Genomic DNA, 25,477 nt, shown 5'->3' with positions numbered 1-25,477 from the left:
TTTTTTGCGGCTTCTTGTTTTTTTCCAACTTCTCGGGCGCTAAAACCCGGGGGGCCCCCCCCCCCCGGGGCGGGGGGGGCCCCCCCCCCCCCCCCCCCCCCCCCCCCCACAACAGAGTCCCCGGCCCCCGTCCAAGGCCGGGGGGCCGGTGGGTCAGCCGGAGGGGCGGGGGCTGAGTGATCCTCTAGAAGGGAGGGCAGCACTGTGGTGTACAAACAGCCTCGTGCGCTTTCGCCTCAGCCTCGACGCGAGCGCGCTCGGCCTCAGCCTCAGCCGCCGCCTTCGCGCGCCGCTTCACACACGGCCGGTTGTCGCACGACCGGTGACCGATCAGGGCATCCGTGGAACCGTGGAAGATCTCGATGACACCGTAGTCCTCGCACCAGGAGCACAGCGGCGCCGGGGCGTGCAGGTTTACGCCATCCACGCATCCGTTCCAGTTGGACGAGTCGTACCAAGCACCCTGCCCATCCGCCTCGATCCACTCGATACGGCGCCCGCAGTGCAGGCACTCGCGCGCAGGCTCGGGGGCGTGCACGCCCAGGAACGCGGCGACGGCTTCCGCGCACGCCTCGGCCTGTGCCACCGGCCGCGCGTTGCCGTCCGAGAACCCGTCATACACGAAACGGGTGTTCGTCTCATCGGTGACGACGGCAGCCACGGCCATCAACTCATCGCGCGGGATGTCGTAGTGGGTGGCGCCGTTACACGAGGCGGCGTGGATCCACACCCGCGCCCGACCGGGAACCTCGGCCACCAGGTACTCATTCGGCAGCGTCGACCACGGCTTTTCTACGCGGAGGCTGGTGACTCCGCAGCGGGTCAGTGCGTCGCGCAGGAGCGCGCCCATGTGCAGGTCGGCGCCGGGACGGGTGCGGGTCAGTACAGCGGCCACGTGATCGCTCCTTGTTTGTTCGGTCCGGCGGAGTGTTGAACCACCCCACTGTGGGTGTCGGGGCGCAGTGACTCAGGAGGTTGCCACCAACCGACACCGACAAACTATTTTATAGGCACATTCAATTCAACAGATTGGGAGGGGTTCGTTTCAACGATTTGGGAGGGGTTCCTGCACTGCCCGATTGGACATCTGGCAAACAGGGGGCACGGCGCCCCTACCAGCGACCACTCCCCCTTTCTGCTGCCCCGCCCCCCGGCGCCGCCGGCAGGGGCTGGCGGCGGCGCTGTGGTGGCAGGCACAGCCGTGAGGGCGAGCTGGCAGGGCCGGGCCGGGTTGGTTCCGGCCCCGGGCTCGGGTGGGGCGTCAGCGCTTCCGAAGGACCTGTCGGCCGCCGAAGACATCGCGAGCCGGCTCCTCTACAGCCCGTGCCGGATCACTGTTCGGCTGTGCCGCCCAGGGTGGCGGCCACGCGGGAAGGCGGCTCGGGCGTAGTCCACCACGGTGGTGCCAGGGCGGTGAACTTCGCTGCGGTCGTCCCCGCCGCTTGCCTCGGCGGAGACGCTGTCCGTCTTCCGGAGCGGTCAGACGCGCAAGGCGGCGAGCGCCTCGGCGAACGCTGTCCCGCGGGTGACGGACCCGGTCACGACGTAGTCGGCGTTCGTGTGGGCCACACCCCCGCCCGGCTTGCGGATCACTGCCCAGCAGCCGCGCACGTCGCCGACGCCCGTCGTGTTGAACACCTGGTACTCGTGGCCACCGAGCCAGAACGACGAGCTGCCCCGGTAGGCGCGGCCCAGCTTCGGCTCGGACGCGGGCTCGTCGAGCGGGCTGAGCTGCTCGGGCCGGTTGTAAGCCGGACCGCCCTCGTCGAAGTCAATGTAGACGAGTTCCTCGGCGTTGTCGGTGCCGCCCATGAACTTGCGCAGGACGGTGCCCTTGATGTCGCCGCGCGAGTGGCAGACGACTCGGGTGTCGGGCTGCACCTCGTCGTAGGTCATGGCCATGGGTGGATCCCTTCGGTGCTGTGCGGGGCGGGCGGGTGAGGGTCAGGCGCGGTAGAGGGTCGGCTGTCCGAGCGAGCCGTCGGCGTACACCGGGTAGGCGTTCCACTGGTAGACCTTGCGGCGCGTCTCCTTGCCGGTGATCCAGTCGCGGGCGGTCGCCTTCGTGATCCCGGCGACCTTCACGGGCACCTCGGCCGGGCTCGCGACGTGCAGTCGGCCGTCCTCGTCCGCCTCGGGGTGGTCGGTGGCGCGCAGCGGGAACACGTTCTTGTCCTTGGCCTCGACGAGGTACTCGACCGGCGCGTCGTCGCCCCCGTGGATCGCCCGCGCGGCGGTGATCGCGGTGACGGTCGCCTGCATGGCGGTCGAGGCGTTGCGCTGATCGCGCATCATCACGGTGCGGGTGCCGTCCTCGGCGACGTGCTCGACCGTCCATCCGCCGGTGCCGTCGTTCCACATGCTGTGCACCCGGTACTCGCGGCCGAGGTACCAGAACACCCGGTCGTGCTCGGTGCGCCCGGTGCCGTCGGTGACTTTGAGCAGGTGCGGCAGGCCCGGTGTGCGGTTGCTCGGCTCAAGGTCGGCGGCCGCGATCCACTCACGGGCACCGGTGCTGTTGCTGAAGACGAATACGGCGTCGGCCGGGGCGTCGGCGGGGGCCGTCCGCTTGTGCAGCACGGTGCCGATGCCGTCGATCATAGTCAGCTTGACGCCCATGTCCGGGGTGATGTCCTCGTAACGCATGTGCCTTGTCCTCCATGGCTGGTGACGTCGCCGTGAGTACGAATTTGTGTTTCATCGGCATGGTGTCGGGGGTGAGCGCCCTTGGCCCGGCTCGAACCGGCCGCCCCGGGCGCAGAGCCCGGGGCGGGGGCGCAGTTGGGATTAGAAGGGGGCGCCGTCATAGGGGCGGACGAGGTACAGGCGGCCGTCGTGCACGTCCAGGCGCTCGCCGTCGGACAGATCGAACGCGGAATGGTCGACGGTGTACCCGCACCCCATGGCTGTGCAGACGTAGACGGGGCGTCCAAGGGAGTACCGGCCCGGTATGGGCGTGTAACCGCCCCAGCCGCATTCGGCGCATATCTGGGGGCCGAACTCCTCGGCGCCAGTCACGAATGCGTCCGTGTGCCGTTCAGTCTGGCGCGGGGTCCTCATATAGGCGTCTTCGGCGTCGATCGCCCGCACCGCCTTCGCTGCCGCATCTTCCCGGGACGTCATGCCGTCGATGGTGAGCACCAGGAATGAGCCCGCCGCAGTGCTGTCGTGATCGGCCGCGTACTGCACCACCCAGACCGGGCCGGGCCGGGGAGCGCACTGGGAAGCGGTCTTGAGGTGGGCGAACAGGGACCGGCCGGCGTGGGTGAAGGCGTAGCCGTCCTTACCGTCGTAGCGGGAACAGTCGAAGATCACAGAGGATGTCCTTCCGGATTCACGGTGGGCTGCAAGAAACAGAGAGCGCGGGCCGGGGGCACAGGGGACCAGGCCCGACCGGCCGTGCGTGGCCGTACACCGGGGCGGACCGGCGGGGAAACCGCCTGGCCGCTCTCAGTACCTACAAACTAGGCTTACGCGTCTCTGCATTCAACATATGGGAGTGGCGAATACCGACGGAATCCCACGGGCGGACGCCAGACTGGCTGCGGAGGGCAGGCCGCACACCACCACACCCCCGGCGCCTCCGTCCGCCACGCCACGTAGGCGGCCCTGCCGTCGCCCAAGTCGCGCCACAGACCGACAGCCGTTCCCCGTACGGCAGCCGGCGAGTTGGCCGCCTCGCCAACTCTCTACGGGTCGCGAACGCCCCGTCCGTGCAACTCCAGTCGAGGCGCTCGGTGCGGTCGGATTGACCCCGGCGAGAGCGGGGCGGGACCCCGTTTTCCCCCGGGGCGCGGCCCTCTGGGCCCGAACTCCGGCCGCCCGGCACAGGCCGGGCGGCCCTGGTCCTCTTACAGCGTGCTCGGATCGATAAAGTCGGGCTCGTCACCTTCGGGCTGATATCCGTCCCCGACCACATCCGTCCAGGAGTAGCCGCCCTGTCCGCGGGCGGTGTCGAGGCAAAGGCGGTCTGGGTCGAAGACAAGACGTACAGTGCCGCGCACGCGCACCGTGTGACCGGACCCGTTCCACTGGTCGAGCAGGAGCAGTTCAGGATCGGTCCACTGGACCGTGACCTTGGATGCGGGGTCGCTGAAGCGCACCGTGCATATTGCGTCGTACACGGGCCTGACGTCGCCGCGCCACAGGACGTACAGACTGCCGCCATAGCTGGCGTGCGCCACCAGTTCCCGCAAGGCCTCGCAGTTGTCCCAGAAGACGACACCGGCATCCTCCGCCAGGGCGCGCGCGGCGCTGCTCACCTGCTCGTCGGAGAACTTCCATGCGCCCGCTGCTGCCTCCGCGTCGAGCCTGTAGCGGAACAGCTTCGAGCCGGTCTCACGCATCAGGTCGCGGATCGGATCCGACTCGTCGCGGTCTTCGATCGCCTCGCGCACCTGCTCCAGCGCCTCGTGTTCCTCCAGGAAGACGCGGGCGTCCTCGTCCAAGATCTCGTCCAGGACGTGATTTACGCCGCGCCATCTGTTCTCACTCACCCAGTCCTCGTCCAGGACCTCCTCATCACCTGCGATCAGCCTCTGGATCTGGTCATCCGTCAGGCGTTCCCCACGGTCGATGTAGACCAGCGAGTACTTCTCATCAAGGCGAGATACCGTCAGCTCGACAGCCGCCTGCGCGACATCGACCATCAAAACCTCGGCCATGGGATTCCCTTCCCTCAACCCGTTGCATTACCTGCAAACTATGTTCTCACGTACATGCATTCAATAGACGGCTCATCCTCACCCGTCCGCACCGGCGAGGCGGCCTCATGTCGGCGTCACTCCCCCTTCTTGTCGGCCGTTCTTGGCGCAATGGCGGCGGGGCCCGGGGTGAACGTCGTGATCGGGTGCCATTCCTGCGCGGGGCGCCGGAGAGGGCCGGTGCGGGCGGTGCGGCTGGCTGGCTGGCTGGCTGGCTGGCTGGCTGGTCAACGACTGGACGTAGCCGCTATGCCGTCACTTCGCGTCGCCAGGCAGTGTGGGAGCAGCCGCGGGGCGGGCGATGCCCGCCGTCTTCTCAAAGCGCTCAGCGAGGCGGGTAGCGGACTCGATAACGGCGGGCCGCCCCACGTCCTGCCCTTTCCCGGTGGCACCGATCGCCTGCAACGTGGCAAGAATGTGCTGGCTCAGGTCGTCCCACTGCGGTCCGTCACCGTTGCAACGGGCGAAGTGGGTGAACCCCCACATGTCATGAATACCTCGGTGGAGGTCGTGCGCGGCTGTGCGTTTGGGAACGGCAGTATAGGCGGCGAGCGCCATGCGAGCGTTGTCCGCAATGGTGGCTGCCGTGCGGGGGTAGGTGAAGCGATTCATGGGGTGCCCGTGCCTTCCGTCTCCATGCGGGGGCTGCGTTCCTTGAGGGCCTGCTTGCACGCCCGGCATCCACAGCGGGCGATCAGCGTCAGGGTGGTGGCGTTACGGAAGGCGCCAAGCGCGTCCCCGATCAGCGCCAAGGCCGCGTGACGATCCTCCTCCTTGTCGGGGAGGTGGTCTTCCATCAGCTCGGCCAGGGACTCGGCGGCGTCGATCAGCTCGGTGTAGAAATCTTGCGCGGACTGGGGCATCTGGTCCAGCGCATCGAATGTCAGCGGCTTCCCTCCGGTCGGGGCTTGGGCCAGCAGGGCGCGTATCTGGCGGGCGAGCGGGTCCAGTGCGCGCCGGAACACGCCGTCGGCCTTCCGTTTGCGGAAGGCCTCCTGCCAGGCGCGGAGCGCGGACGTACAGTCCGGGCTTGGCGCGGCCGGCGTGGCGACCGTGATGAGTGTGCTCATGAGGGGTGTGCTCCTCGGCAGGAGTCCGGAGCGGGAGGGCTCCGGGTGCGGCGGGTAGGGATCGCTTCCTGAGCCAAACGACTCGGGAAGCGATCCGGGGGCGTATGACAGGGGCTATGGCGGCCACAGCCCCTGTCGCACGCAAACTATGAAAATACTGGCTACCATTCAATACATGGCGAGTGCTCCGCATGCCTGACGCTCGGGCGGCAGGACAGCACGGTTCGTGCCCGGCGGTAAGAAGGGTGCCTCCGGGCGCGGCGCGCCGGTCAGGGCAGGGGCGGCCAGGCGGCCTTGGGATGCGCGGCGAGCGCGTCGCGCAGTATGGCCGAGCCCTGAGTGTGGCCAATGTGGACGGCGTTGACGATGCCGAGTACCAGCCGGGGGTCCTCTGTCCATTCCGCCTCGGTCCACATGGCGATCTCGTCCTTGCCGTCGCGCAGGTAGACGGAATCGGCGTCGAAATCGACGTTGAAGCCTGGTTCGGTGCGGTACCAGGTGAGGAAGTCCTGAGCGCGCTTCTGGCTGAAGCGAACGGTCAGGGTGCCGGTCTGGGTGAGTTCGCGGTCGATGCCTTCGGCGGCACCCTCGGGCCAGGAGGCGATGAGGGTGAGGAGTCGGCCCGCGGACGGGCCATCGGCGGCCAGGGTCATGGTGAGGGCGAGGGCCTGATGGTCAAGGCCGGTGTCGATTCGGCAGTCAGGGACGGTTCGACGCAGCCGGCCGGTGAGGTCGGACCAGTCGGGTACGGCGGCGGAGAAGGCGTCGGCGTTGGCGTGGACCGTTGTCCGGCGCGCGAAGTAGTTGTTGAGCAGTTCCAGGGCTGCGGCGCGCAGGGCATCGTCGGTGATCTCGTTCAGCGCGCGGACAGTGAGTTCTGGACTGCCGAGTTCGGTGCTGGCGTGGAAGCCGATCTGGCACTCCCAGCCGTCGCCGTCGTGCAGGGTCAGCACGGTCATGTTCAGGGCGGTGCGGAGGTGGACAGTAAAGCCGTCGGGCAAGGCACGGTCGTGAGTGAACGTCATTTTGGCTAGCTCCTCGTTGGGATTTGGGATTGGGATGGAACCGGGGGGAGTTGAGGGCCGCGCGGTTGATGTGGGCCGCCTCCGGGGGAGGCGGGGTGTCCGCCCCGGTGGGCCGGGGATCGCCCCGCGAGGCCGCGCGGGTGGGGGCGCGGCTTCTGGCAGGGGCGCGCCTGGGAACGCTGTCAGGTGATGGCGACGCCTAGGGATTCCTTGAGGTCTGCGATGTGGCGCGCGGTCTCCGCCGTACTCTTCGTGGACCAGTAGCCCGCAGCGATCTGTTCGCCGTCGCAGTGCAGGGTCCAGCTCCACCCTTCACCCTCAGGGCAGAACACTTCGAGGTGGAGCCGCTCGGAGAGGGGCACCACAGCCACCCAGAAGGTGGAACCGGTGTTCGCGGTATCCGCCTCCACCCCGGTCTCCCGCAGGTGGAGGGCCATGCGGGCGGCGAGCTCGGCCTCGCCGACGCGGCGGTTGGCGCTGTCGGTGTCGAAGTCGGCGGGGAGGCCGAGGTCGTTGCGGTACCAGTCGAGGAAGGAGCGGGTGCTGTGGGCGTCGAGGGTGACGGTGAGTGTGAGGGTCGCGTCGAGGTCGGCGGTGACGCCGTCGGGCAGCTCGTCGTCCGCGGCCCGGGCGGCGGGGGGCCAGGTGGCAAGGAGGGTGAGGAGTCGGCCGGCGGCGGCTCCGGTTGCGGCCAGGACCAGGCTGTAGCGGCCGGTCTCGTCGTTGCGGTAGGCGTCGGTGTGGCAGTTGGGAACCGCGCGGCGCACCTGGGTGGTGAGGGCGTCGAAGTCGGGAATCGCCTGGCGCAGCGCGGTGGCATGGGCCTGGGTCTTGGCAAGGTTTTCGAAGTAACCGTTGAGGAGTGCTTGGGCGGCGTCGCGCAGGGACGCGGGGCACTCATCGAGCGCACGGTAGATGTCTAGGGCAGGGAGGTTGTTCAGGGCTCGCATGACGGTGCGGGCGTCGGGGTGGGCGGGTGAGCCTGTCTGCTCGTAGTAGTCGGTCTGGCAGAACTCGCCGTCGTCGTCATGGAGGGTGAGAGCGGTCAGGCCAAGGGCGGTACGGGTGTGGATCGTCCAGCCGTCGGGCAGGGTGCGGTCACTCATCGGTTGCTCTCCGGGGGTTCGAAGGCGTGCGGCCGTATAGGCGCTGGATGCTTCGGGCTGCCCGGCCGGGCAGCCCGAAGAGGTGGGACGCCGGAGCTATCCGGCAGGGTTCAGGAGCCGTAGGCGCAGCTCGTGCCGTCGCGTCGCCACAGCCACGGGGCCGGACCACGAGGGCCACGAGGGCTCGCTCTCGTACGCGCCAAAGCGTGCGCGAGCGCCCCCAGGTGGCTGACGCAGTGGGAAATGTCGGCGGGTTACGCCGGGGGCGGGCAGGTGCCCGCCCCCGGTCGGCTCTGGCCGGCGTCAGTGGTCTCCAGGGGCGTCGGGGTGGTCAGGGCACGGTCCGTAGGCACCGGGGCGGCCGGGGACGGCCGGGTGCACGTGCCGAATGCCGGACAGTGAGCAGGCCGTTGCCGGGTCCTGGTCGCAGTGGGTCACACAGGCACAGGCGTCATGGTGCCGGAGGAGCGTCCAGTCCTCGAACTCGTCCTCATCGTGAAAGTCTCCGTGCCAGGGCGCCTCCGGCCGCCCGGTGCGCTCCCAGCCCACGGCCCGCCAGATCCCGCGGTCGGGATGGCGCATGACGTGCTCGACGCGGAAGTAGCGGGTGTCCTCAGGTGCGGTGAAACCGTCGCCGAGGACGTACGTCGAGTCGGGGACGAAGAAGTTCTTAGGGACCGCGCCGGTGCTGCGAACGATGCGGTCCAGCAGGGTGCGGGCGTGCAGCAGGTTCCTGCGTGCGGACAGTGGGGCACCGTCCTGGTCATAGGTCTCGGCTAGGTCGATGGCGGCCTTGATCGGGGTGAGGTCGAGGCGGCCAAGCGTGTTGCTCAAGGGTTCTCCTGATGTCGGTGGCGAGATGCCGGGTGCTGCTCAGAAGGGGGCAAGGGCGGCTCAGAGCCGCGCCGTTGCCCCCTTGGCGGTCGCGGGTCAGGCGAAGTGGCGTTCGGCGGCGGAGGCCGTCAGGTAGAGCCCCGCGCGGGGCGCGTCCTTTTCGGGCCGGGCGAGCGGCTGGGTGTGAACACGGCCCTGACGGGTCACCCACCAGCCTCGGTCGACTGCCTGGGTGAAGACCTGTGTGCGGCCCCGCAGGATGCGCGAGACGTGTCCGGTCGCGGGGTCGTAACGGACGTCCAGGAGGTATCCGGCGGCGATGAGCCAGCCGGTGAGAGCCTCGGCGTCCTCGACCGCGATGCCGAACATGCAGGCGATGGCCCCTTCGACCGCGTTGCGGCCGTGGAAGGCGTCCCAGGAGAAGGTGCCGTTCAGGTAGCGCATGGCCTCCTCGGGGGTGGGCAGCCCGCCCGGCGTATAGGGGGCGGTGGGGCTGCTGTTCAGGGGGCGGGAGTGGCTTTCGGCGCTTTCGGTGGCATGGGCGTCGACGGACACGCGACATCTTCCCTTCGGGTGGTGGAGGAGAGCAGATCCGCTCTTGAGACTGCAAACTATGTACTAGGCGGTTTGCATTCAATATCTGTCGCTGGGCGAGTGGGGTACGGCGCGGCGGTCTACCGCGTCGGCGGCAAGGGCGGAAACGCGGGAGAGGCCGATCAGCAGGGCTCGGCGAGCATGCTGGCCACCGCATGGTCCAGGCTTGTGAGGAACCCGGGCACTTCGGCCTCGCGGCCGTAGGGCACGGCCTTCGCGGTCCGCCGGAGAAAGTCGGCGAGTGCCTGACCAGGGACGGTGAACTCGGCGGTTCCGTCCGGGGAATGCAGGCGAAGGCTCAGTGTGCGGGAATCCAGACCAGTAGGGCCGATCTGAACATCGCCGAGTCCTGCGGGTCCGCTCAGTCCGTCCCTCAGCAGCTCCCGCCCGATGGTCCATACGACGGGGTCATGGTCGCCGCCCAGGTCGAAGGTGACCTTGACGCAGAGCGGGATGTCCGGCGAGTAGTACAGGCGGGTCAGCACGCGCGCGGCTACCGGGAAGCCAAGGCGCATGTAGAAGTGGGTTTCCATTCGGTGCTCCAATATGAGGGTACTGGGCCACAGTCGGGCTGGGGTGTCGCCGCAGAGCGCTCAGGGCCTCCGGAGCGGCGCTTTGCCGCGCCGGGTCAGCCGCGCGCGGGCGGGCGTCTGGTTACTGGGTCGGGCGGGTGTCGCGTACCGCCCGACCCGCAGACGGCTACGGGCGGCAGGAGGCCGCCGAGGCCGCGCAGTTTTCGGGACAGGTGTGTGGTCAGGGGGCAACGAGGTCAGCCCGGAAGCGCGCGCATGCATCGTCGTAGAGGGTGGAGCCGTGCTCGTTGTGGAAGTGGCCGCACTGCACACACTCACGGTTGGCCAGGTAGGAGGGTGCGGGCACGTGGCCCGCGGCGGGCTCACTGGCCATCGGTCTGCGTCCTGCCCGGACGGCCGTGCAGCTCCTCGCGGGCGGCCTGCCAGTCCTCGGCGCTCGGCGGCAGGATCCGCAGCGCGCCGAGGACGGCCCGCAGGATCGTGCCCGGGTCGGCCCCCGGCTCGCCGGCGGCGCCCTCGATCGCGTGCCACGCTCGGTCGTGCTCGGCCGGAGTGAGCACGTACGGCTTCCGCGCGCTGGCGGCGGTGCGCTGCTGCGCGAACTGCGCGGTCATGGCGAGCGCCTCACGCAACTCCGGCAGCCGGCCGGTGAGGACGACGACGCGCACCACGGCGGCCCCCTCGTCGTCGTTCGCCTGCCGGGTCACGGTGAACGTGGTCCAGGTGGTGCCCGGCGTCACGCTGAGACCGTCGCCCGTGTGGTCGGTGGCGCGGTACTCGCTGCCGGTGTTCAGCGCGGCGTCGAGCTCGGCGACCTGCTCGGTCGTCAGCCAGGCGCTGACCTCGTCCCCGCCGAGGGCGAGGTTGGTGGCCTCGACCCACACGTACGGCTCTCCGTTCCCGTCGACCGCGGTGCGCAGGATCAGACGGTGGTTCTGGCCGTCGACGTAGGTGTACGGGTAGGTGAGTTGCTTGGGCACGGGGTGCTCCGTTCTCGTTGGCCGCCGGGTGGTGCACCGCGGCGGTGAGCGGGGGGGGCAGGCGGGGCGGGGGACGGACAGGCTGGGGAGCTCGAGCGGCCACGGCCGGTGGCGGGCGTACTCGGTGCGGTCGGCTCAGCGGCCGGAGTTCGGCTTGCGGCGGCGGGGCGTGACGTTCCAGCGCATGGCGGTGCCTTCCTGGGCGTGCGGTGGTCAAGCGGCCTGGGTGTCGTTCGGCTCGACGATGCGGAGGTGACGCGTGCGGGCCTGCGCGCGCTCGCGGGCCTTCTCGGCGGCCACCTGGGCGGACCGCTTGCGCTTGCGCTGCGAGGCAGCGTCCGGCAGGCGCCAACCGGCCTGGGCGTCGGTCAGGGCGGCACGGCGCGCGGCCTGCTGCTCCTGGGTCGTCATCAGGGGCTGTGGGGGCCGGGCCTCTCGGACGGAGTCGCCGAACCTGCCGGTCGGGATGGCCTCGGCCATGAGGCGCTCGTACGGCGTCGTCATCTCGCATCTCCTGCCGGTTGTGCGGGTGGTGAAGGGGGCCGGGCGCGCGGCGGCGCCCGGCCGGGGCGACTACTCGTCGGTGGCGTCCGGCTTGGGGGTGCCGCAGTAGATGCAGGCGACCGGGGAGTCGGAGAGGGCACCCTTCTTGAAGAAGTGGTCGCCGACGTTCCCGTCGATCACGTTGCGGCTGCACCCGTCCGGCCCGGCCAGAGCGGCGTTCAGCTTGGCGTCGGCGAGCTCCTTGCGGGCGAGCACCTTGACGCACGCCTGGCACGAGACCTCGGTGCCGGGGTCCTCGAGGCTGCTCACGGTGTCCGTGGGGAAGTACATGCCGCACGCGCCGATGTCGCCGATCCCGTCGTCGAGCTGCCGGGTGGCGTGCACGGTGCGGCTGCGGTTCGTCTTCTTCCGGCTCGGGTGGCCGTGGGGGTCGGCCTGTCGCTCGAGGGCGGCCAGGGCCTGGCGCACGGCCTGGGCGTTCTCGTCGCTGCAGATGCCGACGGCGCGCAGCGACTGGCACGGCCACGGCTCTTTGCCGCCGATCTGGTGCTCGCTGCTCCGGCACTCCGGCCGGTGGCCGCTGCACAGCTTGGGCGAGGCACAGCACCCGTGCCGGGGGTTGGCGGTTTTCGGGTGCAGGGCGAGCATCGCGCCCTGCACCCGCAACAGCTCCTCCTCGGCGGGCGAGCGCGCGCCCCCCGCGACGGCTGCCAACTCCTGCACGACGTTCCGGCAGTGGCGCCACGCCTCGCCGTACGACCCGGCGTCGAACGTGCCCTTCAGGTACTCCGGCAGGGTCATCGCGGCCAGCCGCTCATCGACTTCGGCGAGCGTCTCGGCTCGCACCGCGGCCTCGTGCTCGTCGAGCATCGCCTTCACCCTGACGTGGAACACGGGCCCGCCGGCCTCGGGGGCAACGAGGTGGTTGAAGATCGGGCGGCGGGTCTGCCGGGACGGGGGCTGCGGCGCGGCGGCCCGCTCGTCGGCCTGGTGGTCCAGCCACATCGCAGACGTGAGCACGCCCAGGTGGGTGTTCTTGTGCGCGGTGTCCGGGAGCTGCAGCTCCATCGCGCGCAGGTACCGGGCGGCCTGGCGCAGGGTGTGGATGTCCTTCGCGGTGAAGGCGATGGGTTCCATCGGTGTCCTCCTGGGACGTGGGGTGGTGGAGTGCCGGGCCGTCTGGGGGAACGTCGCGGCCCCGCTGGCTGTGTCAGAACAGGCCGGACTGTCCGGCCGCCTCGAGCGCCTGCCGCTCGGCCTCGACGCGCTGCTGGCGCTCTTGACGGCGGAGCTGGTCCACGAGCGGGGCCTGCCGCCGGGCGGCTGCCGCCTTGCGGGCCTGCAGCTCCGCAGACGTCGCCCACCGCGTCATCGCCTCGTGGTCGGCCGAGGACTTGCGGGATGTTGCATGGACAGCAGGTCGGGGGCGCCGGGGTGAGCTGCTCGGGCTTGGTAACAGTGGCGGAGTGGCGGCTGGGTAGGTACAAGGTGGGACGCGCAGGGCTGCTGGGAAGGTCTGCTGGCCACCTCGGCTAGGGGCGGCTACTTGTGCCGGGCCGCTGGGTGCCTCGGCGGTTTGTCGAGTTGTCGTGCGGGCGTTCACAGGTCGCCACGGCGAGCAGGAACCACAGGCACGCGCCGATCAGCTCGAGCGCGGAGTTCCGCCCGTACGCCAGGCCGGCGAGGCCTGTCAGGGTGAATCCCGCTGAGACTGCGAGCAGCCAGCGGTGGGCGGATCTGGGGCCCCAGACTGCGAAGGCCACAAGGGACAGGCCGAGGAGCGCGCCGGTCAGTAGGAGCATCTGGACAGAGGTCATCTGCGCCCTGTTCTTGGGATGGTGGGGACGGGAGGGGGACGGGTGCGAGGGCAATGGACGCGGTCGGCCTTGGCCGGGCCCGTGGGACGTGCGCCCAACGGGCCCGTGAGGCAGGCCTGTCAGGCCGCAGGATGCGCGACGACGTTGGGGCAGGAATCCCCGTCGACGACTCCGTTGCCCTGGCAGTTGGGGCACTCCCGGGCCAGCTGGAGCTGGTGCAACGCGCAGAGGCTCGTGAGCGCTGCGGCATAGCCCGAGGCGGATCGGTCGTAGTGCTTCTCGATCGCATCGGCGAGTAGGCCAGCGGTTTCGGTGGCCAGCGCATAGCTGGCGGCGGCGGTCTCGGGCTGGCTGGATCGCTTGTTGGCCACGGTGTCTCCTCTGAGATGGGTGATTGATGGGGCGGTCGGTCAACTGCAATCTATATAAACGAGACTCGCCATTCAATAAGTCGGCCTCAAAGATGCCGATTTGCTTCACCGCCGGCCCGGCTGGCCGGCTGGGCGCCCGAAGTTGCGGCATGGGATGGCGCTCCGATGCCGCACCTCCATGGTGCATTGCTCTCTTCTTGCTGATCAGCGTCTGCCGGGCTGCGCCGATCGTCATCCACCAGTCAGAGGACGCAGGATTGGGGAGCGGTTCCCGGCGGTCGCGGAACCATACGACGGTGACTCCACCCCAACTAAGGTCGAGGTCTTCCTCCGTCAGTGGTTAAGCACCGTCGCAGAGGACCGGTTCCGGTTGTGCAGGACGTTCAGTGCGCCCACGCGGTCGGCGCTCTCCACCAGGCCGCACTTGACGCACTCGAATTTCGCTTGGGTGACGTGGTTCTCCGCTCCGACATGGCCGCATCTGCCTGGGGCGGGCACGTGTGGGAGGTGTTGCGGGCGTCTACTGGCATCACGCAGCGAGCGACACTCCAGCCTTCTACGCCAGGATGCTCGGGGTTGTCGTTGTCCCCAACCCACTTGGACGAGATGCCCTTGTTGAGCCGGTCTTCGCGGCGGCACGTTCGGAACAAACGCACGAGCAGACCTCGTCGACGTCGGTGGTCGCGAAGGGGGCGCTGCTGCGGTATCCGTGTCCGAGCTGGTCAGAGATATCGATGGCTGCGTTGGTGTCGTGTTCGGTGAGACTGCTGTAGCGACCCGCAGCGTTCAGGTCGTTGCGCCCGTCGTGCTGTCTACGCCGTAGGGGTCCAGGATTGTGTCCCAGTCTATGGCCGGAGCTCCACTGGCCAGTTGGCCGAGCGCGTCCAGTGCGGCGGTGCGTGTCAGGCCGGGTGAGAAGAGCTGGGCTGTATCGAGCGCATCGAGGCTCAGCGCGTGGCCGGCATTCCGCGGCATGGCCATGGGGTGCGCGTCGTCGGCCTGGCCGTTGAGGTCACGCGCCACGCGGAGGGTCACGAGGGCCAGGTCCTCCTCCGTCGCGGCGAGGTTGTCGTGCAGGTGGGCGTGAACGCGTCGTGCGAGCTTGGCGTTCGGCATCGGTGGGCTCCTCAGTTGCGTTGATTGATCAGGGTGGGCCAGGGCCAGCCGCACTGCTCACGGCCCTGGCCTCATGGGGGTTCCCAGGTAGGGAGGCGGAGGTGTCTGTGGTTGGGCAGGCGGACGCGACGGCGGGAAGGTGCTTCTGGATCGCTGACGTGGTGGATGTGGTGGGGGCGGAGGAACGGATGTACGGAGCTGCTCGGTCCGGCTACGCGAGGCCTGCGCCGAATCGCGTGCGAGCGCTGCCAATCGTGCGGCGCCGGGCGCCAGCGCTGGACGGCCTGGCCGCGGTTCGGGCGCGCGCTCTTCGGGTTGGACGGCCCGCTCTCTCTTCACGTCGGGGAGAGTGAGCCGTGCAGCTGCGCGTTCGTACACCTCGGCCTGTCGGCGGGGGCCGACTGCCAGGACTTGAAGCCGCGGCCGGCGGTCTACGTTCTGGGGGTCGTCGGATGGAGGGAGAAAACGGTAGACGATGCGGTACCGCGGGGCCTGGCGGTTAAGGCGACGACCGACGTCGTGTTCGTGGAGGTCGAAGTAGAGCTTCCAGCAGTTGCCCAGTTCAGCGGGCCAGGCTGGTAGCTTCTTCAGCTGCCTTCCTCGAATTTCCTCGGCGGCGAGCTGTCCGATGCGGATGAGGGCGATTCTCTGCAGTTGGACGTCGCGGAGGGCTGCGATGTCAGCGCCGACTTGCGGTAGGTGGTGGCTTCGGAAGCGGTCTCCTCTCATCGTGCTGGCCTCCGTCAGCCGGGCCGGTCCTCGCTCGCGTGGCCGAGATCCCGCAGCAGTTCTGCTGCGTTTTCGGGGTCGTGCGTGGCCACGAGCCGCGTGAGTTGCTCGAGGCTGACGCCCTCTTCCCCGGCCTCGGCGACGCGTTGGCCGGCGAGGTCCACAATGTCGGCGTTGTCGATGTGTTCGGCTCGGAGTAGCGCCACGAGTAGCGGCAGGGGCATGAGAACTGCCGCGAGCTCGCCGTCTTCGGTAGTAACGATCTGGGGCTGGGCTTGGTCGGGGTTCGCGACGAACCCATCTACGACAGCGTGCAGGTTCTCTTGCAGCCATCCAACGCTTGTCATGTCGGCTCCTTCAACATCACTTAGGGTACTGATACTCCGGGCGTTCACGAGGTTGCGGGGCGGCTGACGATACGGGAATCTTGGCGCCTCGAGTCCTGTGCTCAGAATGGGATGAACTCCGAGCAGTTCACGCCGCGGAGCCTGTGCTCGTGGTGCAGGTGTGCTTCACAGGCCGCGCACCTGCCGGCGGGCAGGTTGTCCGGCGCCCCGCAGGATGTGGCGTCGCACACCGTGCAAGGCAGGCCCTTTGCCGGGTTGGGAGCCGACATCCTGATGAGGAGGCGGCCTGCGATCATCCCTGTCCCGAGTTCGACCAGGTCATCGATGGCGGCGTTCAGCAAGGGGGTGTGCTCCGTATCCAGGGTCAGCGCCTGGACGCCTCCGCCGTCGTAGTGGAGCACGAAGTGTCCGGTCCGGTCAGGCTGGACCAGCGCACGGGCAAGGCCAGCCTGGGGAGGGTTGGACGACTGAAGGAGCTCGCGTAGTGCGCTCGCGGCAGCGGTCTGTCGGCGTGCCACGAGTATCTCGGTGGCGCGCGCCCTGATGGTGGCGAGCTCTGTGTCGCTGCGGTCTTCCAGACTCCGTAGATCAGCTTCCGCGAGAGCGGTGAAGGTGGCGCCGAGAGGTGGCATGGACAGGTCCATCGGTTGTTCCTCTGATCGGGCCCGGGCGTCGCGGTCGTGGCGGCGCCCGGGCACTGCGTTCGGGGTGCTGTCTTCGTGATGGGTTCGCAGAGTGCGTTCGGTCAGGTGTCCAGGTGGGATGCAGTCTGGGCCCGTGCTTCCTGGCTGATGAGGGCTTCCCACTGAGCTCCGGTAACAGAAGCCAGGTCGACTGCCTCGCCCGCGGCGGACCGTTGGAGCAAACCTTCGACGGCGGCCGCAGAAAAGCACACACGGCCGTCCTCGTCACAGTCCAGAGAGTCGTGAGGGCCTGGGAATGGCCCCAGGAACGGGTGGTGCAGGTTGAGCTCCCCCATGATCTGTATTCCGTCGGCATAGCCGATGCCGCTCCAGAAGCGCCAGGACGCCCCAGGCGCGCACTCGATCAGGGCGCGCATCATGGTCGTATGGGCGAACTCGCCACTGTTCGCGGCATTATCGGTGCCGACGGGGAACGTGTCGCAGGTGTACAGGGAGTCGTCGGTGAGCTGCGGAGGCATGGAGGCGGCGGGAGCCTCGCGGAAGCCGCGTCCGGTCAGCAGTGCGTGCAGGCGCGGCTGCTGGTCGGCTGGGCAGGTCGCGAGGTGCAGGTAGGCGCGGCGGCTTTCGTTTCCCATGGGGCGATTCCTTTGCGTGAGGTTGGTGTTGCTGGGGCCACCGGTGTGATGGCGCAGGGTGAAGGTAGGGAGGCGACTGAGCGCATTCAAGGCTTCGGGCGAGCTCTTCGTGAGTTGGGGCGAGGCCGACCAGCGGCCCTCCGAGGGGCTCGCCGCCCGCAGTTGGAGGCGGGCGGCGAGCTCGTGCTGACTGTGTTTAGCAACGGGCGCCGCAAGGGGCGCTCTGCTCGGTCAGAAGAGGAAGACGGGGGCGGTTCAGGGTGGCCCGTTCGATCTCTTTCCGGGGTGGCTGGGAGAGAGCCATCCGTACGGCTTTTTCCATCCGTTCGAACTCGGGCGTCTCGTCATCGAGGACAATTCCGGGGTCGGGTCCTCCCTTCTTCCGTGCCAGGTCAATAAGGTCGTGCATGGAGCGCCCGGCTTGGAAGGTGTCGCCGCGGACTGCCTCGACCAGGGCGATGAGGTTGGCGAGTCTGGGACGGCGCCTTACCGCGATGATCAGATCTCGCTTCGAGCTCAGGATGCAGAAACTGCAGGAGCAGCGGCTGGTTCCTGCCCAGTCCCCCGCGCCGGGAAACGAGTCGTAGGTCCAGTGGTGCTGGAGACCGGAGGCGGCGTGGAAGTCCTTGACGTCCTGGGTCGTCCAGTCCTTTGCCGGGCACCATTCGTCGGTGTGCCGTATCGAGTTGCTGCTGATGTTGCGGTAACCGGGACGCTCCGCTCGATCCCGGGATTCTTCGCTGCGCAGCCCGAGCACTTTGAGACGGCGGACCGGGCGGGTCAGTTTGCGGGCGGTCGGTGTGTGGGCTAGGCCGAGAGTCACCTTCAAGTTGTTGATTATCGGTGTCATCGCGGCTTCTTCAAGCTGCTCTTTGAAGGCCTTGGTGCAGAAGCGTGTACCGAGGCGGGGGAAGCGGCCATATGCGGCAATATAGGTGAGCAAGTCGTAGACTGCAGGCATTTCGTCCTGGGTCATCTTCGTTCGCTCCAGATGACGGCTCGCCGGCAGACCCGAGGCACTGCTTTGGAGAGCCGCAAGAGTACTGACGCTGGGGAAGACCTCGGTTCCGACCTGGACCGAAGGCCATTCGAGCGCTCCCAGCGTGGCGTGAAAGCTGTAGACGCGATCCACCACTCCTGCTTCGCGAGCCTCCTGCATCGCCAGGCACTCCATGAGCCAGCTGTCTTTTCCTCCACTCAGGTTGGCAGTGATCACGTCGTACTGGGTCAGGTCAGGTGTAGGACCATCGGTGATGGTATTGCCCTGCTCAACGGCGGGAGGCCGGGCGGCGAGGTCGAAATGTGTTTCAGAGGTCACGAGGGTTCCTTCGCGTGGTCGTGGGTCTTCTGAGCGGCGAACTCACTGCAATCTATTTATTAAGCCTGCTTCATTCAATACGCGTCGATGTTCGTTCTGTGTAGCGCCTGCGGGCGGGCGGCGCCGTAGTCAGGAGGCTCTTCCCACCGGACGGGACAGTGCCGAGGAACCCTCCCGCCCCGCAGGAGCAGGCCAGCTTCCCGTCGTCCGGTTCTTGTCGTGCCGCATGTGCTTGGGGAGCGTCGACTACCGCGCTCTCCGACCTCCGGTCCAGGGCGGCCCATGCCCAGCCCGTCGTAGTCCGAGGCAAGGAGTTGATGTGAGCAGACCGGACGATTGCCAGGGTGTAAGCCCTCTGAGTTCCGGCGTCAGTTATGGGCGTCTGCTCCGTGCGCCATACGCGGCTCGCCTTTTGTTCTCCACCTTGGTGGGGCGCCTGCCCAACGCAATGGCTCCGGTGAGCCTGCTCCTCGTGGCTCAGGCTGATCACGGCTCTCTCGGCTTCGGCGGGGCACTCTCCGCCGTGTATCTGGTGGCCTTCGCCGTCGGACAACCAGTCCTCGGACGTGTCGCGGATCGGCGAGGCCCTACCCTGCCGATTGTCTCTGGCGCGATCGCGGCCTCCTGCGCGCTCGGGGCACTGGCGGTCGTTGGCACTGAGAGCCGCGGGCTCAGCGTGGTGCTGGCAGCCGTGGCTGGCCTCTCGAACCCTCCGCTGGAGTCGGGGCTGCGCACACTGTGGCCGAGGATCCTCCCTGCCCGCCCCGAGTATGTTCGCGCGGCGTATGCCCTGGACAATGGTTCGCAGGAGGCCGTCTACGTGGCGGGGCCCCTGCTGGCCGCGTTGCTCGCCGGGTTTACTCCTGGGGGAGCGCTTGCTGCTACCGCGGCGGTCGGTTTGGTTGGAGGGCTGTCCCTTGGGCTGTCACGGCCTGCCCGGGAGCTGAGACCTCTCGCTGTGACGGAGCGCCATTGGCTCGGCCCATTGCGCAGCCCGGAAGTCCTCGTGCTCCTGGGTGCTCTGGTATGCGCTGGAGGGGTAGTCGGCGCGGTACGTGTCTGCGCTGCGGCTCAAGGCGAGGTTCTGGACGTCACATGGCTCGCCGGCGCCCTGCCTGCCATCATGTCCTGCGGCGGCCTGGTCGGAGGGCTCGCGTACGGTGCGCGGAGTTGGCCCGGGTCCCCCTTGACGCATCTGGTGCTGCTGGCTGTCGGACATGCCGTTGCATGGGTTCCGATGCTGTGGGGACCGCATGCTGCGTCCTCCGCGGCTCTCGTGGTCCTTCCGGGGGTGTGTTTCTCGACTCTGGTGTGTGTGGCCTGCCTCGTCATCAACATGGTGGCCCCGGCGGGTACGGCGACTGAGGCGTTCGGCTGGCTGATAGCAGCGATCAATCTGGGCATCGCGGCTGGGTCGGCTGCAGCTGGATGGGCTGACGGACATTATGGCGTTGCGCTTGGGGCCTCCGTCGCTGCCGCGCTGGTACTGCTTATCGCCGGCGGCCGGCTTCGCGCCCGGGCTGCCAAGGGACCGGCTGCGGCTCGCTCCGGACCATCCTCTGCTGCGGACCGCCTACACGACGCGGTAGCGCCCGTCTGAAGGCGGTAGCACCAACGAGAAGGGGAGGGGCCCGGTCACAGCCGGGCCCCTCCCCCGCACGGTCACGCAGCCAGGTCGAGCCGAACGATCGGCACTGGGCCGCCAAGCCGCTCACTGGCGACAGGAGCGTAGTCACGCAGCGGCGGATACCAAGTGCCCGAGCGGCCAGTGGTCTTCAGCCACATCGCCTCGAAGCCCGGCCGTTCCTTGTCGGCGATGCCAACGGGAGCGGCCACGAGATACGCCTCAGCACACGGGTAGCCACTGCCCCGGCGGAGGTAGTGTGCGCGCTCGATACCGGAGGTCGTTCCCCGCCCCAGCTCGGCTCCCCGGCGGGCCGCGAACTTCCGCACCAGGGCTTCCGCGTCGCTGCGGGACCCCTCGAACAGGGTGCGCACCGACCGCCAGGCAACTCCCTTCTTCGCCTCACCTCGGCACTGGGCCGAGCCTCCGCACCACGGCGGGTCGACCCGATGAAGCGGGGCGCCCTGCTCGTCGTGTCCGATGACGTGCTCGAGAGGAGGGTGTTCCCGTTGGCAGGTTTCAGTGCGGGGCGCGTGGCACCACCACCGCGGGGTGCTGCACTTCTTGCCATGATGCTGGCGGCAGTCGTCTGTGCGTGCGGCATCGTAGACCCGGCGTACCTCGTAGACGGCGTGCGGAGCCACGTCGAGGGAGCGGCGGTAAGTCTCGATGATGGCTTCGTTTGCGGGGTCCTCAAGCAGCCGACTGAGGAGTGTCGAGGTCGCATACAGCGAGGAATTCTCGTTGAGGGCGAGCGAAGCCTGTTCCATTCGCAGCACGTAGGCTGCATGTTCCGGGTATTGACGCAGCCGTGCTTCGTGTCGCTCTCTGGACGCTGCGACACCCGAGAATGGGCACATCCAGCAATATGACTTGTTGACGGTTACTCCCGCGCGCTCAAGGACGTATCGCTCTACTTCCGAGCGCCCCATTTCATCATCAATGAGAGGGTAGTACGGGGTGCAGATAGTTCTTCCTGCGGCCTCATTCACCTCGTTCTGAATCCTGCTGTCCTTAATCATTCGGGCGATCTCGTCATTGTTGTACCCGATGGCGCGGCGGCACTCGTCGCCCTCAAGCAGGTAGTCGAGGATGTTGTCCAGCACCCAGCCTTTCGAGCGTATCGAGCAGGTCCGGCGGCCATTTGCGACCTGGGGAACCGTTCCGGCGCGCGTAAGCCAGTCAGACAGGCGCCACGGACCTTGCTGGAATACCTTATCGGGCTTCCGGGTATCCGCAAGGACAGCGATTCCGTCCGCGTCAGACGAACCCATACGACTGACTTGCACCATTCGAACATTGGCTTCCCGCAGGCGGGGCAATAGGTATTTCTCTGCGGTTTCCAAAGTATCCGGAAATTCGTTGCCGGTGACTGCGTGAACGACCACCAGATCGGACAGGTCAGGCTTCAAGCCGTACCTTTCCGGGTCATCCAGGAATTTAAGTGTTATCGCCCAACTGTCCGCTCCAAGCCCAGTTGTCTGCACCGTCTTCACCAGCGCCTCCTTGCCTGATACCTTGCAAGCCCTTACGACTTGCAAGGTATTTACAGGGATGACGCCATTCAATGATTTCAGAGAATTAGAGAGCTAAGCTCGGGAGTAGAACTTCTAGGCGGAACCCATCTCCTCTTTCTGCCGCCCCGCCATTTCTGTGCGGGCACGACATCTTCACCAGGCGGCGTCACGCTTGGGGTAGGGGAAGCTCTCCGGCATGAGCGAGCGCTGCCGCCTGGAGGGGCGCAGCCGAAGGGCATAGCGGTGGTTACCCCCGTGGCGCATCGACACGGCGCCGACCTGTGGGAGGATCTCGGTGAGCCAGTGATCTCCCGGCTCTCCTGGACGCCGCGGACGGGCCCCAAACGCCTCAAGCCGCCGTTCAGCGCCCGCATGACCGGAGTGATTGGATTTGATCTTTGCCAAGGTACGTTCAGCCAGGACAGTCCCGTCTGGGAGTACGGTGAGAGTCCTGGCTCTGGTGCGCTGCAGATAGCGCATATTTAGAGCTTGGTAGATGATGCCTACGTGCCCGGGGAAGAGCTGTTCGGGGCCATGCGGAGTCTGGCGGAGCCTGGGCTCAGGGTCGCTATGAGCAATTATCCCGCGGATGCCTTGAGAGTATGCTTGCCGGAAACAGCGCGCTGCGAACCAGCTCTCAGCCGGCGCTTTCACCTCGTCGAGTAGAACGAGCCGGTTCAGTTCGACGGACTGCTGATACGGGATTAGATCTGGAAAGGGCCCGGTAAGTACGGCCTGGCGCATCGGGATCCCAAGGGTGAGAACCCCCACGAGAAGCGGTCGCACGCCGGTTACATCAAGAAGGCCATAACAGAGACTGACTGGCGGCCAGGTGCTGCTGTAGTGGTGGGTCTGTACGAAAGAGCGGGCAGCACCAATGGCAGGGCCCGCGAGTTCGGCTACACGGTACGCGTCGGGGTCGAAGCCGCCGTCGCTGGTTCGGCGCCAACTGTGCCGGCCACGGTTCCAGCGCTGACAAGCGTCGGGCTCTGGAAACGGGAGTGCAAGTTGGTGGTTGTTGAGGCTCACGGCAAAGTCCTGTCGTCGTGAAGCGATGCGGAATGGTCGGTGGTCTGGCCTGGCTGAGAGGTGTGGCCAGGGGCTGTTTTTCGGCCGCGGATGCAGCGGCCTTGGCGCGGACCCCTGAGCCCCGCAATCTCCGCTAGGCCGTGGATTCGAGCCGCCGAACCCTGTTCGGCCCGGGTGGGGAATGCAACCAAGAGGAGTTGGACCAGGCTGGGAGGAGCATGGCGTTGAGCAACGCCGAGCTGTTCGACCGGTCTGCGGCCGGGGCAGCATGTTTGCCTGCCCCGGCCGCAGAAGTGATGTGGCGGCTACTTGAGGCGGTCCATTTCCGCCTTGATGAGTACCGTGACCGGTGCCAGCCAGCTGCCCTCGCTGTCGTAGGGCGTTCGTCCGGCAGCCGTGGCCTCGATGGCGTCGGCCTGTGCGGCGTACACGCCGCCCAGTGCCCGCAGGTCGCGGACGGCGCTCGCGGCTCCCGAGGCGAGGGGCTCGCGCCAGCTCCGGTCGCTCTTGTTGCGGACGTTGTACAGGGGGCCTTCTACGGCGATGTGGGCCAGGTAGAAGACTGGCGGGTGGATGCCAAGGAGTCGGCCGAGCGCTTGGGACTTGGCGTACTCGGGGAGTGTGGCGAATCCGTGGGCGCGGCGGTATCCGGCGGGGTGCGGGCGGGTGATGAGCCCGAGGTGCCGTGTCTGCAGGGCGAGGGGCTTCATCAGTTCGGTCAGGGTCTTGCCCGTCTCCTGGCGGACGGACGCCAAGCGCGCTGTGACGAGGTCCGCCAGCAGTCGGCGCGGCTCGGGCGCCTGCGCCTTGGCGTGCTCGCGTCGCAGGGTGGCGGTGGTCACCGGCTTGGTCTCCCGATGCGCGGTGGTCAGGTAGGCCCCGGCGGGCAGCTTCTCCGCGTCCCAGACCTCGGCGTCCACGAGCGGGATCTTCCGGTGCTCACGGTTTCCCAGCTGGGTGAGGGCGAGGGACGCTGCGATGCAGAGTGCCCTCTCAAAATCCCGAGTGCGGTCGAAGAAGCTCTGGAAGCCGGGGGTGCGGGCGGCGTACCGATGGCCGTACTCGTGGAAGAGGGTCTGGAGGGTGTCGGTGAGGTCGTCGAGGAGGTGGTCCTGTATGCCGACCGTGTCGGTCGTGGGCCAGTAGGCGCCGCGTGCAGAGCAGCCATTCTGCCCAGCCTCGTGGTGGGTGAAAACTCGGAGGGTGCCCAGGCAGCCGCGCCCGAAGGTGGCCTCCATGATGCCTCGGGCAAGGTCCAGAGTTCGGCGGTGTGAGTGGCTGAGCTTGGTGATCGTGGTCCAGATGGTTGTGCGGGTGGGAGCCTCACGGGTGCGGGAGGCTGCCTCGGCTTGGGGCGGGTCCCCCACTCCAAGCAGGTGCATGAGGGCTCGGTGCTCGGTGGGGTTCAGGCCACTGGTGATGCACTTCCATCCCCGGTCCTGAAGACCGAGTTCGGCTTCCTGCGCGAGGTTGCGGGCGTTGTGGTAGACCCGTCCGTCGGGCCATCGGTTCTGGCCGATCTCACGGAACAACTGTCGGACTTCGTAGGAGGCGACGCTGGTGAAGAACGCCTCGGGACCGGCGAGCTCGCCGTCGTTGAGGGCGTGGTCGACGAACCTTGTCAGGACCTCAAGGCTCGTGCACTGGGCGAGCGCGGCTCGGATGTGCTGCTCCAGGACCCGGCTGCTGACGATGGTCCGGTCGCGGTTCTGGTGCTCCTTAGCGGTGGCCAGAGGGAGGTCGTAGCTCGCGACCAGACGGACGTCAGTGGTGACCAAGATCCCTCCAACCCAGATTCGTCCCGGCTGGCCGTCGAGGACGATGGTCGCCGTGCCCTGGGGCGGGCTGTAGTTCGCTTCGTTCAAGTAGCGGATCTCAGAGATGAGTTCGTCGGCGAGCTGCTGGTCGCATTCGACCGTGATGCGGGTGCCTCGGACGCGCTGGTTGTCCGTGAACATGAGGGTCAGCACGCGGGCGCTGTCCGTGCCGCCGTGGGCACTGATGTTCTTGAGCAGGTCGCTGTCCTCCAGTCCAGCGCTGAAGCTGTAGCCCACGGTCTCCACGGTCACCGCGCCGATCTGGGGGTCTCGGGCGAGCACGAGCAAGGCGAGTTTCTTGCCTTCGCCGAACTGTCCGATGTGGCGGGAGTCCTTGGTCGAGCCGCCGAACAGCAGGCCCTCGTAGGGGATGCCCGCCCCGTCGTCCTCGATCGTGAGGTGCCCTTCTGACCAGGTGACACTGTAGGTGGGGGACGCGTCGATCGCGTTGGAGACCAACTCCTTGAGGGCTCGCTTGGCGGTCCAGTCCTTCACGTAGTCCGACGCCATGGGGTACTCAAGTTTGCGTGCCTTGTCGGGCGCGGGGGTGGCCGTGGGCGTGGTCATGGAATCTCCAGGTGGGAGCGATCAGGAGCCGGATTTCCGGTCCTGGTCCGATCAGCCGGACACCTGCAAACTATGTTTTCGAAGTCACTTATTCGATAGCTGGAGAGGTTGAATTCAGGTGCCGCCACGCTCGTGTGGCGGGTCCAGGCTCTGCTCCCGCTCTCCTTGGGTTGGGATCGCCCCACCCCCGGGCAGAGCTGGCGTGGTGGAGGCAGGTGGCATGCAGCTTCGCCTGCGCTGCCAGCTCTACCTGTCCGACGTCTTCCGGACGTTCAGACCCCCAGATGTCCGGGCCCGCAGAACGAAAGGCCTTGACAAGGCAGTAGGCCGCAAACGGGAGTGTCCAGCAGCCCCTGGGCGACCCTGCCCGAGCGGCACCGACCCATCCGCCGCTGGAGAAGCAGACGTCAAGGCTGCGGCGCTTCACCAGTCAGGGCAACGGTCCGGCCCCTGGCCTCCTGGTCGGTACGGCGAGAGACTGGGGCGTGGCCGGCGTCCAGGCTGATCAGCAACGAGCCCCCGCTCGGCTATGGCCGCCATCTGTGAACGAGCGGGATGCTCGCGATCGCTCAGCTCACGGACGTGGGCAGTTCACCC

General features: G+C 67.8%; 27 protein-coding genes. 1 reads left to right on the top strand and 26 read right to left on the bottom strand.

Annotated elements, in window-relative coordinates:
• Positions 1–184: 184 nt before the first annotated feature.
• The 24 genes from ACFYOJ_RS27795 to ACFYOJ_RS27680 form a co-directional block, all read right to left on the bottom strand.
• Complete coding sequence (locus ACFYOJ_RS27795) at positions 185–895, bottom strand: hypothetical protein (protein WP_356555801.1); 711 nt, start codon at positions 893–895, stop codon at positions 185–187.
• Positions 896–1,479: 584 nt separating this feature from the next.
• Positions 1,480–1,902: a hypothetical protein gene (locus ACFYOJ_RS27790; RefSeq protein ID WP_356555803.1), complete on the bottom strand. Its 423-nt coding sequence runs from the start codon at positions 1,900–1,902 to the stop codon at positions 1,480–1,482.
• A gap of 42 nt (positions 1,903–1,944) precedes the next feature.
• Positions 1,945–2,646: a hypothetical protein gene (locus ACFYOJ_RS27785; RefSeq protein WP_356555805.1), complete on the bottom strand. Its 702-nt coding sequence runs from the start codon at positions 2,644–2,646 to the stop codon at positions 1,945–1,947.
• Between the two features lie 141 nt (positions 2,647–2,787).
• A complete protein-coding gene (locus ACFYOJ_RS27780) occupies positions 2,788–3,315 on the bottom strand; it encodes a hypothetical protein (protein WP_356555807.1) in 528 nt (175 codons plus the stop codon).
• A gap of 536 nt (positions 3,316–3,851) precedes the next feature.
• Complete coding sequence (locus ACFYOJ_RS27775; RefSeq protein ID WP_356555808.1) at positions 3,852–4,664, bottom strand: hypothetical protein; 813 nt, start codon at positions 4,662–4,664, stop codon at positions 3,852–3,854.
• A 294-nt stretch (positions 4,665–4,958) separates the two neighbouring features.
• Positions 4,959–5,315 (bottom strand): hypothetical protein, encoded by a 357-nt coding sequence (locus ACFYOJ_RS27770; protein ID WP_356555809.1) that lies wholly within the window; start codon positions 5,313–5,315, stop codon positions 4,959–4,961.
• Complete coding sequence (locus ACFYOJ_RS27765) at positions 5,312–5,773, bottom strand: hypothetical protein (protein WP_356555810.1); 462 nt, start codon at positions 5,771–5,773, stop codon at positions 5,312–5,314. The genes ACFYOJ_RS27770 and ACFYOJ_RS27765 overlap by 4 nt, the downstream gene beginning before the upstream one ends.
• Positions 5,774–6,042: 269 nt before the next feature.
• The gene (locus tag ACFYOJ_RS27760) at positions 6,043–6,798 is read right to left on the bottom strand and encodes a hypothetical protein (protein WP_356555812.1); all 756 of its coding nucleotides are present in this window, start codon (positions 6,796–6,798) and stop codon (positions 6,043–6,045) included.
• 182 nt (positions 6,799–6,980) lie between these two features.
• Positions 6,981–7,904 carry a hypothetical protein gene (locus ACFYOJ_RS27755; RefSeq protein ID WP_356555813.1) on the bottom strand — a complete coding sequence of 308 codons (924 nt, stop codon included), beginning with the start codon at positions 7,902–7,904 and terminating at the stop codon, positions 6,981–6,983.
• A gap of 303 nt (positions 7,905–8,207) precedes the next feature.
• Complete coding sequence (locus ACFYOJ_RS27750; protein ID WP_356555815.1) at positions 8,208–8,738, bottom strand: hypothetical protein; 531 nt, start codon at positions 8,736–8,738, stop codon at positions 8,208–8,210.
• Positions 8,739–8,834: 96 nt separating this feature from the next.
• Positions 8,835–9,293: a hypothetical protein gene (locus ACFYOJ_RS27745; protein WP_356555817.1), complete on the bottom strand. Its 459-nt coding sequence runs from the start codon at positions 9,291–9,293 to the stop codon at positions 8,835–8,837.
• Between the two features lie 161 nt (positions 9,294–9,454).
• Positions 9,455–9,865, bottom strand: coding sequence for an SsgA family sporulation/cell division regulator (locus ACFYOJ_RS27740; RefSeq protein WP_356555819.1), 411 nt, complete (start codon positions 9,863–9,865; stop codon positions 9,455–9,457).
• 220 nt (positions 9,866–10,085) lie between these two features.
• On the bottom strand, positions 10,086–10,238 hold the full coding sequence (locus ACFYOJ_RS27735) for a hypothetical protein (RefSeq protein WP_356555821.1): 153 nt from the start codon (positions 10,236–10,238) through the stop codon (positions 10,086–10,088).
• A complete protein-coding gene (locus tag ACFYOJ_RS27730) occupies positions 10,228–10,845 on the bottom strand; it encodes a hypothetical protein (protein ID WP_356555822.1) in 618 nt (205 codons plus the stop codon). The genes ACFYOJ_RS27735 and ACFYOJ_RS27730 overlap by 11 nt, the downstream gene beginning before the upstream one ends.
• A 213-nt stretch (positions 10,846–11,058) precedes the next feature.
• The gene (locus tag ACFYOJ_RS27725) at positions 11,059–11,349 is read right to left on the bottom strand and encodes a hypothetical protein (protein ID WP_356555823.1); all 291 of its coding nucleotides are present in this window, start codon (positions 11,347–11,349) and stop codon (positions 11,059–11,061) included.
• A 69-nt stretch (positions 11,350–11,418) separates the two neighbouring features.
• The gene (locus ACFYOJ_RS27720) at positions 11,419–12,486 is read right to left on the bottom strand and encodes a hypothetical protein (protein WP_356555825.1); all 1,068 of its coding nucleotides are present in this window, start codon (positions 12,484–12,486) and stop codon (positions 11,419–11,421) included.
• 73 nt (positions 12,487–12,559) lie between these two features.
• Entirely contained in the window at positions 12,560–12,721 is a 162-nt protein-coding gene (locus ACFYOJ_RS27715) for a hypothetical protein (protein WP_356555827.1), read from the bottom strand.
• Between the two features lie 160 nt (positions 12,722–12,881).
• Positions 12,882–13,166 carry a hypothetical protein gene (locus ACFYOJ_RS27710; RefSeq protein WP_356555829.1) on the bottom strand — a complete coding sequence of 95 codons (285 nt, stop codon included), beginning with the start codon at positions 13,164–13,166 and terminating at the stop codon, positions 12,882–12,884.
• 119 nt (positions 13,167–13,285) lie between these two features.
• On the bottom strand, positions 13,286–13,537 hold the full coding sequence (locus tag ACFYOJ_RS27705; protein WP_356555831.1) for a hypothetical protein: 252 nt from the start codon (positions 13,535–13,537) through the stop codon (positions 13,286–13,288).
• Positions 13,538–14,323: 786 nt separating this feature from the next.
• Positions 14,324–14,653: a hypothetical protein gene (locus ACFYOJ_RS27700; RefSeq protein ID WP_356555832.1), complete on the bottom strand. Its 330-nt coding sequence runs from the start codon at positions 14,651–14,653 to the stop codon at positions 14,324–14,326.
• A 743-nt stretch (positions 14,654–15,396) separates the two neighbouring features.
• The gene (locus tag ACFYOJ_RS27695; protein ID WP_356555834.1) at positions 15,397–15,729 is read right to left on the bottom strand and encodes a hypothetical protein; all 333 of its coding nucleotides are present in this window, start codon (positions 15,727–15,729) and stop codon (positions 15,397–15,399) included.
• Positions 15,730–15,830: 101 nt separating this feature from the next.
• Entirely contained in the window at positions 15,831–16,373 is a 543-nt protein-coding gene (locus ACFYOJ_RS27690) for a hypothetical protein (RefSeq protein WP_356555836.1), read from the bottom strand.
• Positions 16,374–16,474: 101 nt separating this feature from the next.
• On the bottom strand, positions 16,475–17,008 hold the full coding sequence (locus ACFYOJ_RS27685; RefSeq protein WP_356555838.1) for a hypothetical protein: 534 nt from the start codon (positions 17,006–17,008) through the stop codon (positions 16,475–16,477).
• 196 nt (positions 17,009–17,204) lie between these two features.
• The gene (locus ACFYOJ_RS27680) at positions 17,205–18,326 is read right to left on the bottom strand and encodes a phosphoadenosine phosphosulfate reductase (RefSeq protein ID WP_356555840.1); all 1,122 of its coding nucleotides are present in this window, start codon (positions 18,324–18,326) and stop codon (positions 17,205–17,207) included.
• Between ACFYOJ_RS27680 and ACFYOJ_RS27675 the strand changes: the two genes are divergently transcribed.
• Positions 18,262–19,926, top strand: a complete 1,665-nt coding sequence (locus tag ACFYOJ_RS27675; RefSeq protein ID WP_388598146.1) for an MFS transporter — start codon at positions 18,262–18,264, stop codon at positions 19,924–19,926. The two genes, ACFYOJ_RS27680 and ACFYOJ_RS27675, sit on opposite strands and share 65 nt — an antisense overlap.
• A 62-nt stretch (positions 19,927–19,988) precedes the next feature.
• Here ACFYOJ_RS27675 and ACFYOJ_RS27670 read toward each other — a convergent pair whose 3' ends face one another.
• Positions 19,989–21,446: a hypothetical protein gene (locus ACFYOJ_RS27670; protein ID WP_356555843.1), complete on the bottom strand. Its 1,458-nt coding sequence runs from the start codon at positions 21,444–21,446 to the stop codon at positions 19,989–19,991.
• Between the two features lie 1,355 nt (positions 21,447–22,801).
• Positions 22,802–24,880 (bottom strand): ATP-binding protein, encoded by a 2,079-nt coding sequence (locus ACFYOJ_RS27665; RefSeq protein WP_356555845.1) that lies wholly within the window; start codon positions 24,878–24,880, stop codon positions 22,802–22,804.
• Between the last annotated feature and the right edge of the window lie 597 nt (positions 24,881–25,477).

This window comes from Streptomyces sp. NPDC006384 (genome assembly GCF_042870695.1).
In the GTDB taxonomy this organism is placed as follows: domain Bacteria; phylum Actinomycetota; class Actinomycetes; order Streptomycetales; family Streptomycetaceae; genus Streptomyces.
Note: the sequence above shows the minus strand (reverse complement) of the source record. Positions and strands in the feature narration are given on the sequence as shown.

What these genes read in the sequence shown, in the direction of transcription:
- ACFYOJ_RS27790 (WP_356555803.1), bottom strand. Translation starts at nt 1,902, where the DNA reads ATGGCCATGACCTACGACGAGGTGCAGCCCGACACCCGAGTCGTCTGC.
- ACFYOJ_RS27785 (WP_356555805.1), bottom strand. Translation starts at nt 2,646, where the DNA reads ATGCGTTACGAGGACATCACCCCGGACATGGGCGTCAAGCTGACTATG.
- ACFYOJ_RS27775 (WP_356555808.1), bottom strand. Translation starts at nt 4,664, where the DNA reads ATGGCCGAGGTTTTGATGGTCGATGTCGCGCAGGCGGCTGTCGAGCTG.
- ACFYOJ_RS27770 (WP_356555809.1), bottom strand. Translation starts at nt 5,315, where the DNA reads ATGAATCGCTTCACCTACCCCCGCACGGCAGCCACCATTGCGGACAAC.
- ACFYOJ_RS27765 (WP_356555810.1), bottom strand. Translation starts at nt 5,773, where the DNA reads ATGAGCACACTCATCACGGTCGCCACGCCGGCCGCGCCAAGCCCGGAC.
- ACFYOJ_RS27760 (WP_356555812.1), bottom strand. Translation starts at nt 6,798, where the DNA reads ATGACGTTCACTCACGACCGTGCCTTGCCCGACGGCTTTACTGTCCAC.
- ACFYOJ_RS27755 (WP_356555813.1), bottom strand. Translation starts at nt 7,904, where the DNA reads ATGAGTGACCGCACCCTGCCCGACGGCTGGACGATCCACACCCGTACC.
- ACFYOJ_RS27740 (WP_356555819.1), bottom strand. Translation starts at nt 9,865, where the DNA reads ATGGAAACCCACTTCTACATGCGCCTTGGCTTCCCGGTAGCCGCGCGC.
- ACFYOJ_RS27735 (WP_356555821.1), bottom strand. Translation starts at nt 10,238, where the DNA reads ATGGCCAGTGAGCCCGCCGCGGGCCACGTGCCCGCACCCTCCTACCTG.
- ACFYOJ_RS27725 (WP_356555823.1), bottom strand. Translation starts at nt 11,349, where the DNA reads ATGACGACGCCGTACGAGCGCCTCATGGCCGAGGCCATCCCGACCGGC.
- ACFYOJ_RS27720 (WP_356555825.1), bottom strand. Translation starts at nt 12,486, where the DNA reads ATGGAACCCATCGCCTTCACCGCGAAGGACATCCACACCCTGCGCCAG.
- ACFYOJ_RS27715 (WP_356555827.1), bottom strand. Translation starts at nt 12,721, where the DNA reads ATGACGCGGTGGGCGACGTCTGCGGAGCTGCAGGCCCGCAAGGCGGCA.
- ACFYOJ_RS27710 (WP_356555829.1), bottom strand. Translation starts at nt 13,166, where the DNA reads ATGACCTCTGTCCAGATGCTCCTACTGACCGGCGCGCTCCTCGGCCTG.
- ACFYOJ_RS27700 (WP_356555832.1), bottom strand. Translation starts at nt 14,653, where the DNA reads ATGCCGAACGCCAAGCTCGCACGACGCGTTCACGCCCACCTGCACGAC.
- ACFYOJ_RS27695 (WP_356555834.1), bottom strand. Translation starts at nt 15,729, where the DNA reads ATGACAAGCGTTGGATGGCTGCAAGAGAACCTGCACGCTGTCGTAGAT.
- ACFYOJ_RS27690 (WP_356555836.1), bottom strand. Translation starts at nt 16,373, where the DNA reads ATGGACCTGTCCATGCCACCTCTCGGCGCCACCTTCACCGCTCTCGCG.
- ACFYOJ_RS27685 (WP_356555838.1), bottom strand. Translation starts at nt 17,008, where the DNA reads ATGGGAAACGAAAGCCGCCGCGCCTACCTGCACCTCGCGACCTGCCCA.
- ACFYOJ_RS27675 (WP_388598146.1), top strand. Translation starts at nt 18,262, where the DNA reads ATGGTATTGCCCTGCTCAACGGCGGGAGGCCGGGCGGCGAGGTCGAAA.
- ACFYOJ_RS27665 (WP_356555845.1), bottom strand. Translation starts at nt 24,880, where the DNA reads ATGACCACGCCCACGGCCACCCCCGCGCCCGACAAGGCACGCAAACTT.